A 9,616-nucleotide genomic window follows, 5' to 3' on the forward strand; every position below is an offset into this window, starting at 1 on the left:
GCCTGTGGGGCCCGGGCGTGGCCTAGAGCTCCAGATCGCCGTCGAAGTCGGCCGCCTCGAGGCGGGCCTTGACGGTGGTCAGGAAGCGTCCGGCGTCGGCCCCGTCAATGACCTGGTGGTCGTAGGTCAGGGGTAGGTAGACCATGTTGCGGATGCCGATGCTGTCGGAGCCGTCCTCGGTGATGACCACCGGGCGCTTGACGATGGCACCGGTGCCGACCATGGCGGCCTGCGGCGGAACCAGGATCGGGGTGTCGGTGAGAGCGCCCTCGGACCCGATGTTGGTGATGGTGAAGGTGCCGCCGGAGATGTCGTTCGGCTTCAGCTTCTTGTTCCGGGCCCGGTCGGCGATGTCGGCGATGGCCTTGGCCAACTCGGGCAGCGACAGGTCCTGGGCATCGTGGATCACCGGGGAAAGCAGGCCGTCCTTGGTGTCCACGGCGATGCCGAGGTTGACCTTGTCGTGGTAGGTCATTTCCTGGGTCTCGGCGTTGTAGGACGCGTTGACGTTCGGGTGGTCGACCAAAGCCTCGACGACGGCCTTCGCGAAGAAGGGCAGGTAGGTCAGGTTCACGCCGTGCTTGTCCTGGAAAGCGGCCTTGGACGCCTTGCGCAGGTCCGCGACGTGGGTCATGTCGATCTCGTGGACCTGGGTGAGCTGGGCCGCACCGTGCAGGGAGTCCAGCGTGGTCTTCGCGGTGATCGCCCGGATCCGGTTGACCTTCTGGGTGGTGCCGCGCAGCGAGGCCTTCTCCGGGTCGACGCCCGGTGCCGGCGTTGCGGGACCGGTCGACGCGGAGGCCTCGCCGCCACCGTCGGCGGCGGCGAGGACGTCCTGCTTGCGGATGCGTCCACCGACACCGGTGCCCTCCACGGAGGACAGGTTCACGCCGTGCTTCTCGGCGAGCTTGCGCACCAGCGGGGTGACGTAGGGCAGGTTGCCGTCGGAGGGGGTGGTCGAGGAGGCGGCGGGCGTCTCCTTCTTCTCTTCCTTCGGGGCTTCCTTCTTGGGCTCGGGCGCCTTCTCGGGCTCGGGCTCAGGCTCGGGCTCGGGTTCCGGCTCAGGCTTCTTCTCCTCGGCCGGTGCGGCAGCCGGGGCACTTCCGTCACCGACGCGGGCGATCACTCCGCCGACGTCGACGGTGTCGTCCTCCTCGGCGAGGATCTCCAGGAGCGTCCCGGCGACCGGGGAGGGGACCTCGGTGTCGACCTTGTCGGTGGACACCTCGAGCAGCGGCTCGTCGACCTCTACCGTGTCCCCGACGCTCTTGAGCCACTGGGTCACGGTGCCTTCGGTGACGGACTCGCCGAGCTCGGGCATGGTCACGTCCGTGCCCTCACCGCCGGCCGGTGCTGAATCCGACGGGGACGTGTCCTCGGCCGGTTCGGGCTCGGGCTCCGCTTCGGGCTCGGAGGCAGCCTCGGGCTCGGCCTCGGACTCACTCTCGTCGTCGCCGGAGTCACCGGCGGGTTCCTCACCGGAGTCGCCGATCTCGGCGATCACGCCACCGACGTCAACGGTGTCGTCCTCCTCGGCGAGGATCTTCAGCAGTACGCCGGCCACCGGGGAGGGGATTTCGGTGTCGACCTTGTCGGTGGAGACCTCAAGCAATGGCTCGTCGACCTCGACTGTGTCCCCGACCTGCTTCAGCCACTGGGTGACAGTGCCTTCTGTGACGGATTCGCCCAGTTCGGGCATTTCGACGGAGTGCGCCATGGTGTTGAAGCTCCTAAAAGACGAAGTACAGATGTGGAGTACGTGGAATGGTCTCTAAAGACGAATACTACATATGGTACCGCCGTCGGCGTCGTGTGGCCGGGGAGGGACGGCCCTAACGGGGGCAGCCGAGTTTGATTACTATCGGGGACGTGTTCAATCTCTTCGGCCGATCCAAACGTTCCGGACCCCGCCCACCCCGTGGGCCAGGGGACACCGTCCGCGCGGCTGATCTGGAATACCTCAAGCGCTGGTCCACCGAACGCCGCGGTGTCGAGGCCTTTGTGGAACCGGAAACCCTGGTCAACGAGATGTCCGTGGTGCTCGTCGACGACACCGGCGACTGGACCAGGCGCCGTATCGGCGGGCCGAAGGGCGCCGATGTCATCGTGCGGGAACTGGGCGTGCGGGTCTACGCCGCAGAGAAGTCCGGGTATCCCCAGCGCATGCGCGACCGGATAGAACGCGACCGGGTTCTCCGTAAACGTGCGGAGGCACAGGAACGCCGCGCCCGATTCGAGGCGAGACGGGATTCCGAATGAATGGGGCCGTGGGTGCCCCCGGGGAACAGGAATGGTTGATCCTGTTCCGCCATTAGTTGTTTGAGTAGATCTAGAGGTTGTCCGCGAGGTCCTCGAGGACCGCGATGATCGTCCGGACAGGGACTCCGGTGGCACGGCGTGGGGTGTACCCGTGCGCCCCGGAGGTGTTGTAGGCCGGGCCGGCGACGTCCAGGTGCGCCCAGGGGAGGCCCTCCGCCACGAACGCCGCGAGGTAGTGTCCCGCCGCAGCCATCCCACCACCGCTCCGGGTCGAGATATTGCGCAGGTCGGCGACGTCTGAACGGATGTCGCGGGCGATCTCGGCGGGCAGGGGCATCGGCCAGGCGTCCTCCCCGACGTCCTGCGACAGTCCGGCCACCCGGTCCCGGAAGGACGGCGTCCCCATCACCGCCGGGGTCCGGTCGCCGAGCGAACGGACCTGGGCCCCGGTCAGGGTGGCCGTCTCCAGCAGGTAATCCGGGTCATCCTCGCAGGCACGGGCGATGGCGTCCGCGAGGATCAGGCGCCCCTCCGCATCGGTGTTCAGCACCTCCGTGGTGGTGCCGCCGTAGTGCCGGAGGATGTCGCCGGGGCGCACCGCGGTGCCGTCGGGCATGTTCTCCGCCAGTGGGACCGTGGCCGTCACAGCGACGGGAATCTCCAGTTCGGAGGCGGCGATGACGGCGGCGACAACGGCAGCCGACCCACCCATGTCGGAGATCATGTTGTCCATCTTCGGTGAGGGCTTCAGGGAGATACCGCCGGTGTCGAAGGTCACGCCCTTGCCGACCAGGGCCACATGCGGCACGTTGCCGACCCCCTCGGGGCGGTAGGAGATCCGGACCAGACGGGGAGGACGCAGCGACCCCTGGCCGACCCCGAGGATCGCGCCGAAACCCTGCTCGGCGAGGTCGTCCTCGTCGAGGATCTCCACGTCGAGACCGGCCCCGCCCGCGAGATCGTTGATGAGCTCGGCGTAACTCCCGGGGAAGAGCAGGTTCGCCGGGGCATTTACCAGGTCCCGGGCACAGGTCACCGCCTCGATCACCACGCAGGCGTGGGCGAAGTCGGCGTCGGCCTCGTCGGGATCGCCGTCACGCGGAGCGGCAATCACGACGCGCGCGAGATGCGTGGAGGAACCGTCGTCCCCCGCGCTCCTCTGCCCGTCGTAGCGGTAGGCACCGAGCCCGTGCCCCTCCGTTGCGGCACCGACCCCCAGCAGGCCCAGCAGACTGAGCGCGGTGATGTCACCGGAGTCCGCCATGGTCTCGAGCACACGTGAGGCCGTGCCGGCTGCGCTCCGTAGCCGTTCCGCCGTGAGCGACTCCGGGGCGCCGAGCCCCACGGACAGCAGACGTCCCGCAGTGACCCCCGGGACCGGCGGCAGCGAGACGGTCTCACCGGTACGCCCCGTGGCACCCACCGCCACCAGGGCCTTCCAGATCGCGACGTGCACCGGGTCATCCGCCTCCTCGGTGTCCGGCGCGCCCAGGTCCAGTTCGATGCCGGAATCCCCGTGGAAAGTGGGAATCACCAGCACATCAGCGCTGGCGTCCGTGAGTGGCCCCGTGCCGGTGGACAGTTCCAGGGAGGGGACGACGCCCCGTGCCGGACGTGCCGGTCGGGCCGGGTCACCCTGTCGTGCCGTGGACGCTGCGGTGGTCATCCCACACCTCTCGTTCATTGATACTTGCCAACGGGTCTAAGATACAGGCCATGTCTGAATCTTCGCCTGCTTCCTCCGTTCCCTTCAGTCGTACGCTGACCGACAACCCCACCCCGGTGGAGAGGATCAGCGATGTACTGGCCAACCCCGGGTTCGGCCACTACTTCACCGATCACATGGTGGTCATCGACTGGTCCGAGGACGAGGGCTGGCACGACGCGAGGGTCGAACCCTACGGCCCGATCCAGATGGATCCGGCGACGTCGGTGCTGCACTACGGGCAGGCCATCTTCGAGGGGCTCAAGGCGTACCGGCAGCCGGACGGGTCCATCGCGACCTTCCGTCCGCAGAACAACGCGAAGCGGATCCAGAACTCGGCGCGCCGGATGGCGATGCCGGAGCTCCCCGAGGAACTGTTCCTGGAGTCCCTGCGCCAGATCGTCGACGTCGACGCCGACTGGGTCCCGGCCGCCGGTGGTGAGGAGGCGCTGTACCTGCGCCCCTTCATCATCTCGAAGGAGGTCGGCCTGGGCGTGCACCCGGCGAACAGCTACAGCTTCTACGTGATCGCCTCCCCGGCAGGCGCGTACTTCAAGGGTGGGATCACCCCGGTCAGTGTGTGGCTGTCCACCGAGTACGTCCGGGCGGCCCCGGGTGGTACGGGTGCCGCCAAGTTCGCCGGCAACTACGCCGCCTCACTCGCCGCGCAGTCCTACGCCGAGGAGCAGGACTGCGACCAGGTGGTCTGGCTGGACGCCGCCACACACGAGTGGGTGGAGGAGATGGGCGGCATGAACCTGGCCTTCATCTATGCGCGGGAGGACGGCGTGACTGAGCTGGTCACCCCGGAGCTCTCCGGTTCACTGCTGCCCGGCGTCACCCGTGAGTCCCTGCTGAAGCTCGCCGTCGACGACGGTCTGGTCGTCACCGAGCGACGGTTCAGTGTGCAGGAGTGGAAGGACGCCGCCGCGTCCGGGCAGCTCACCGAGGCCTTCGCCTGCGGCACCGCCGCGGTGATCACCCCGGTCGGCACCGTCAAGGACAGGTCCGGCGAGTTCCAGGTCAACGGCGGGGAATCCGGTGAGATCACCATGCGCCTGCGCGAGCACCTGACCGGGATCCAGCGCGGCACCGTGGAGGACACCCACGACTGGAACTACACGCTGGTCCCCGCCCCGGCCGCGGACTAGCCGTTCCGGCCGGCGAGGACCGCGGCCGTCCGCACCAGCGGCAGGACGGCCAGGCCCGCCGCACCGTCGGGCACCCCGAGATCCTCGCCGAGGACCGGGTCCAGCCGCAGCCGGGACAGGGCAGGGGAGGCGGTGGCGGGTCCGGGGGCATGGGGAGCCAACCACCACCGGGACGCACCGGCGTGCAGAGCATCCGCCACGAGCCCGGCGGCGAGCGTGGCGCTGCCGTCCAGGATGACCGGGGTGCGCCGCGCCGCCGACTGCGCCAGGATTCCCGCGGTCACCGCGATCTCCGGGGACCCGAGGATCCGGAGGAGTTCACGGGCGGTCGCCGGGTCCGCGGGCCTTCGACGTAAGGGGCGGGCCCGGAACATCGCGTCCCGCACGGACACCGTCAGTTCCTCCCAGGCCCCGTCGTCGCCCCCGGTGGCCGTGATGAGCTTCACCGGCTCCACATTGCACAGTGTGCCGATCAGGGCCACCGTGGACGTGGCCGTCGTCCCCTGGCCGTCGGGGAGACCGACCAGCAGCAGGGGAGTGGCCGAGTCCGCGTGGGCATCGGTGAGCGCGCGGCCCTGTGCCAGGAACGTCTCGACCTGCTCCGGTGTGAGACCGTCCTCCCGCGGAATCTCACCGGCACCGGAGTCGGGCTCCGGAGCGACCACCTGGATCCCGGCGTCCGCCTGCAGCGCGAGATCGTTGAGGACCGAGTCGCCGGAGGTGACCGGTACCGGGTCGCCGCCGACGAGCAGCAGGGTGGGACGGTTTCCGGCCGTCCCGGTCGCGTCACCAGGGCCGGTGCCTCCCAGCGCACCGGCACACCCGGTGGACGCGGACCAGGTGGCGAGCCGGGTGAGCAGGGTCATCAGACCGAGTCGCCGATACCCACCTGCGGCGCGGGGGTCCGCATCTTGCGGATCATCGTCGCGCGGGTGAAGGCGTAGAAACCGATGGCCCACTTGCCGAAGGTGGTGTCCGGGTAGCGTTCGCGGACGAAGCGGTTGACCTTGCGGGCCAGGAAGAGTCCCTCGACCACCAGGATCACGATGACCACCAGCATGAACAGGCTGAGCATGTTCGCCAGTTCCGGAAGCTGCGTACCCAGGATCATCACCACCACCACGACCAGCGCGATCGGCAGGAAGTAGTTCATCAGGTAACGGCGGGAGTCCACGAAGTTACGGACGAAGAGCTTCTCCTTGCCCTGGTCACGGGCGAGGAGGTAGTCGGGATCACCGGCCATCATCCGCTCATTCGCCTTGGCGCGGGCGGCGGCGGCCTCGTCACGCTGCTTCTTCTTGGCCTCCTTGTACTCCTCCTTGGACATGGAGCTCTTGACGTCCTTCTTGCGCTGACGGGCCTCCTTCGGCGTCATCGGGGCGTCGTAGTGCACACGCCGAACACCGGTGGAGCGCTCCACCTCGTTGCGTCGGGGCGTCGGGCGGCCCTTCTTGGGGGTGTAGCCCCTGGGCAGGACCCCTTCGCCGTCGGAGCCGTCGGTCAGGCCGGTGCCGGTGTCGTCGGCGGTGCCACCGGTTGCGGCCGCGGCTGCGTCTGCGTCTGTGTCGTCTTTCTTCCACGGGAGTTTCACACCACACAGGCTAGAGCACCGGAGGTCACCCGCACCAACGAGGGTTGTGGTTTCACCGGGAATACTCCGTTGGCGTTCGTGGTTACACAGGCGTAGCTTGGGTACATCCGCATCACCGAGGAGGAATAGATGACTGCTCCCGAAAAAACCACCGGGGTTGAACTGACCACCGCAGCCGCAGGAAAGGCTGCCGGACTACTCGCCCAGGAGGGTCGGGACGACCTGTCTCTCCGGATCGCCGTGCAGCCGGGCGGCTGCGCTGGGCTGCGTTACCAGCTGTTCTTCGACGACCGTACGCTCGACGGCGACCTGATCGACCGGGTCGAGGGCGTGCAGCTGGTCGTCGACAAGATGTCCGCCCCGTACCTGACGGGGGCGAAGATCGACTTCGCCGACACCATCGAGTCCCAGGGGTTCACCATCGACAACCCCAATGCCGGCGGTTCCTGCGCCTGCGGCGACTCCTTCAGCTGACCGTCTGACGGCACCGGCAACGTACGGGAGCCCCGCACCTTTGTGGTGCGGGGCTCCCGTTTGTCTGAGGCTGGTCCGCAACTTTCGCACCTCGGACGGTGCGTAGGAAAATCAGACCTGGTGTTTTGCTGCCGATGACGCCGGAGGCGGTGCGAAAGTTGCGGCGGAGGGGCGATCCGCGGAGACCGCCGTCCTACAGCTGGACCGGGTACTCCCGCTCGTCGATCTCCGGGTGGATACGCTCCTCGACGAAGATCCCGTGCCAGATCATGAACGCGATGACCGTCCACAGGCGCCGGGAATGGTCCGGGCCGGAACCGGTGGTCATGGACACGCGGTGCTCCTCGAGCATCGCGAGGACCTCGGCCTTGTTGAAGATGTGGTCGGTCTGCGACTCCTCGATGTTCCTCTTCGCCCAGTCGTGGAGCTCGTCGCCGGCGAGCCAGTGCCGGATCGGCACGGGGAAGCCCAGCTTCTTCCGGTTGATGACGTGCTCCGGGACGATCAGTTCCAGGGCGCGGCGCAGCGCGTACTTCGTGGTGCCGTGGCCGACCTTGAGCTCATGGGGGATCGTCCGGGCGACATCGAAGACGACCCTGTCGAGGAAGGGGACGCGCAACTCCAGGGAGTTGGCCATGGTGATCTTGTCCGCCTTGACCAGGATGTCGCCGCGCAGCCAGGTGAACATGTCCAGGTGCTGCATCCGTGACACCGGGTCCATGTCACCGGACTTCGCGTAGATCGGCGCGGTGACCTCGCGGTGGTCCCATTCGGGACGCGCGATCCGGAGCACCCGCTCGAGCTGCCCGTAGTTGAAGGAGCGGGCATTGCCGTAGTAGCGCTCCTCCATCGGGGTGGTGCCACGCTGCAGCAGGGACTTCCCGCGTACACCGTCGGGCAGGGCGTCACCGACGGTCCGCAGGACCTTCTTCAACGGGGACGGCACCTTGTCGAACGGTGCCAGGGACAGGGGCTCCTTGTAGATGGTGTAGCCGCCGAAGAGCTCGTCGGCGCCCTCACCGGACAGGACGACCTTGACACGCTCACGCGCCGCGGCGGCCACGAAGTACAGGGGGACCAGGGCCGGGTCGGCCACCGGGTCGTCCAGGTACCAGATGATCTTGGGAACGGCGGCGGCGAACTCCTCGGGGGAGACGACCTTGATGACGTGCTCGACGCCGATGGCGGCCGCGGACTCGGCGGCGACGTCCACCTCGGAGTACCCCTCGCGTTCGAAGCCGGTGGTGAAGGTCACCAGGTCGGGGTTGTGCTGCTTCGCCAGGGCGGCGATGGCGGTGGAGTCGATGCCGCCGGAGAGGAAGGAGCCGACGGTCACATCGGCGCGCATGTGCTTGGCCACGGAATCCTGCATGGCGTCGGCGATCCGGTGGAACAGCTTGTCCTCGGTGCCCTGCGGGACCGGGACGACCGGGAACGTCGGCTCGAAGTACCGGACGGCCTCGACGGATCCGCCGGGGGTGAGGGTGACGTGGCAGCCGGATTCGACGCGGCGGATCCCGGCGTGGAGGGTCTCGGGCTCGGGGACGTACTGGAGATCGGTGTAGTGGGCGACCGCGCGGTCGTCAAGGTCCTTGGCTAGACCGATGTCGTCGGCCATGGCCAGGATCGACTTCTTCTCGCTGCCGAACACGGTGCCGGCGTCGGTCGTGGCGTAGAACAGTGGCTTGATGCCGAAGGGGTCGCGTCCCAGGAACATCGTGCGTTCCTGCGCGTCCCACACCGCGAAGGCGAACATGCCGCGCAGGTGGTTGACGACGTCCGCACCCCAGTGGTGGTAGCCCACGACGATGGTCTCGGAATCGCCGTCGGTGTGGAACCCGTAACCCTCGGCCTCCAACTCCTCGCGCAGTTCGAGGTAGTTGTAGATCTCACCGTTGAAGGTCAGCGAATAGCGGGACTCCGCGCCGTCCGATCCCTCCGGGTCCCACTGCAGCGGCTGGTGGGAGTGCTCCAGGTCGATGATGGACAGGCGGTTGAAGCCGAAGACGACGTCCCCGTCGTTCCACGTACCGTCCTCGTCCGGGCCGCGGTGGCGCATGCAGGGCAGGGCCCGGGCGACGGTGTCGACGAACCGTCCGGCGTCGCCCTGCGAAGTCAGGATTCCAAGAAGTCCACACATGAGCTGTAGGGGTCATCTCCATCAAAGTCGTCGGTCACGTAAGCACCCAACACTACAAGGGCGGTGGAGCTGGACGAAGTAGCCCGGGCGGCGCCGTGCCTGTGGACTGCCTGGCAACCCCGAATAGGGCCGATGGGGAATCACAACGGTGTGGATGATGATGGACCAGTGCCCGGGATGGACTATTGTCGGTTACTGACACGGGACCCTGGCCGTCCTCTGCAGGTGACGGTTACTTGCGGTCCCGATGAACACGACGTGTGATTGAGGAAGGCATACTCGCGTGGAACAGCGAA

General features: G+C 67.7%; 8 protein-coding genes. 3 read left to right on the forward strand and 5 right to left on the reverse strand.

Features of this window, described 5'->3' with window-relative positions; all coding sequences use genetic code 11:
* Positions 1-22 precede the first annotated feature (22 nt).
* A complete protein-coding gene (sucB, locus tag ACTIL2_RS06435; RefSeq protein WP_442336622.1) occupies positions 23-1,717 on the reverse strand; it encodes a 2-oxoglutarate dehydrogenase, E2 component, dihydrolipoamide succinyltransferase in 1,695 nt (564 codons plus the stop codon).
* A 152-nt stretch (positions 1,718-1,869) separates the two neighbouring features.
* Between sucB and ACTIL2_RS06440 the strand changes: the two genes are divergently transcribed.
* Positions 1,870-2,259 carry an oxidoreductase gene (locus tag ACTIL2_RS06440; RefSeq protein ID WP_442336623.1) on the forward strand — a complete coding sequence of 130 codons (390 nt, stop codon included), beginning with the start codon at positions 1,870-1,872 and terminating at the stop codon, positions 2,257-2,259.
* A gap of 70 nt (positions 2,260-2,329) precedes the next feature.
* On the opposite strand, the gene ACTIL2_RS06445 is transcribed toward ACTIL2_RS06440, so the two are convergent.
* Positions 2,330-3,925, reverse strand: coding sequence for a leucyl aminopeptidase (locus ACTIL2_RS06445; RefSeq protein WP_442336624.1), 1,596 nt, complete (start codon positions 3,923-3,925; stop codon positions 2,330-2,332).
* A 50-nt stretch (positions 3,926-3,975) separates the two neighbouring features.
* Between ACTIL2_RS06445 and ACTIL2_RS06450 the strand changes: the two genes are divergently transcribed.
* Positions 3,976-5,115 carry a branched-chain amino acid aminotransferase gene (locus ACTIL2_RS06450; RefSeq protein ID WP_442336625.1) on the forward strand — a complete coding sequence of 380 codons (1,140 nt, stop codon included), beginning with the start codon at positions 3,976-3,978 and terminating at the stop codon, positions 5,113-5,115.
* Here the strand turns inward: ACTIL2_RS06450 and ACTIL2_RS06455 are convergent.
* Complete coding sequence (locus ACTIL2_RS06455) at positions 5,112-5,981, reverse strand: nicotinate-nucleotide--dimethylbenzimidazole phosphoribosyltransferase (protein ID WP_442336626.1); 870 nt, start codon at positions 5,979-5,981, stop codon at positions 5,112-5,114. The genes ACTIL2_RS06450 and ACTIL2_RS06455 overlap by 4 nt on opposite strands.
* Positions 5,981-6,706: a DUF3043 domain-containing protein gene (locus tag ACTIL2_RS06460; RefSeq protein WP_442336627.1), complete on the reverse strand. Its 726-nt coding sequence runs from the start codon at positions 6,704-6,706 to the stop codon at positions 5,981-5,983. Before ACTIL2_RS06460 ends, ACTIL2_RS06455 begins: the two co-directional genes overlap by 1 nt.
* Before the next feature lie 129 nt (positions 6,707-6,835).
* Here ACTIL2_RS06460 and ACTIL2_RS06465 point away from each other — a divergent pair, with 129 nt between their 5' ends.
* The gene (locus tag ACTIL2_RS06465; protein ID WP_442336628.1) at positions 6,836-7,180 is read left to right on the forward strand and encodes a HesB/IscA family protein; all 345 of its coding nucleotides are present in this window, start codon (positions 6,836-6,838) and stop codon (positions 7,178-7,180) included.
* A gap of 193 nt (positions 7,181-7,373) precedes the next feature.
* Here the strand turns inward: ACTIL2_RS06465 and asnB are convergent, their stop codons facing one another.
* Positions 7,374-9,320 carry an asparagine synthase (glutamine-hydrolyzing) gene (asnB, locus tag ACTIL2_RS06470; RefSeq protein ID WP_442336629.1) on the reverse strand — a complete coding sequence of 649 codons (1,947 nt, stop codon included), beginning with the start codon at positions 9,318-9,320 and terminating at the stop codon, positions 7,374-7,376.
* Between the last annotated feature and the right edge of the window lie 296 nt (positions 9,321-9,616).

Origin of the sequence: Corynebacterium sp. (genome assembly GCF_052107835.1) — a bacterium.
Lineage (GTDB): Bacteria > Actinomycetota > Actinomycetes > Mycobacteriales > Mycobacteriaceae > Corynebacterium.

Bases quoted from the DNA above. Each gene is read 5' to 3' on its own strand.
- ACTIL2_RS06445 (WP_442336624.1), bottom strand. From the start codon at position 3,925: ATGACCACCGCAGCGTCCACGGCACGACAGGGTGACCCGGCCCGACCG.
- ACTIL2_RS06455 (WP_442336626.1), bottom strand. From the start codon at position 5,981: ATGACCCTGCTCACCCGGCTCGCCACCTGGTCCGCGTCCACCGGGTGT.
- asnB (WP_442336629.1), bottom strand. From the start codon at position 9,320: ATGTGTGGACTTCTTGGAATCCTGACTTCGCAGGGCGACGCCGGACGG.
- ACTIL2_RS06465 (WP_442336628.1), top strand. From the start codon at position 6,836: ATGACTGCTCCCGAAAAAACCACCGGGGTTGAACTGACCACCGCAGCC.
- sucB (WP_442336622.1), bottom strand. From the start codon at position 1,717: ATGGCGCACTCCGTCGAAATGCCCGAACTGGGCGAATCCGTCACAGAA.
- ACTIL2_RS06450 (WP_442336625.1), top strand. From the start codon at position 3,976: ATGTCTGAATCTTCGCCTGCTTCCTCCGTTCCCTTCAGTCGTACGCTG.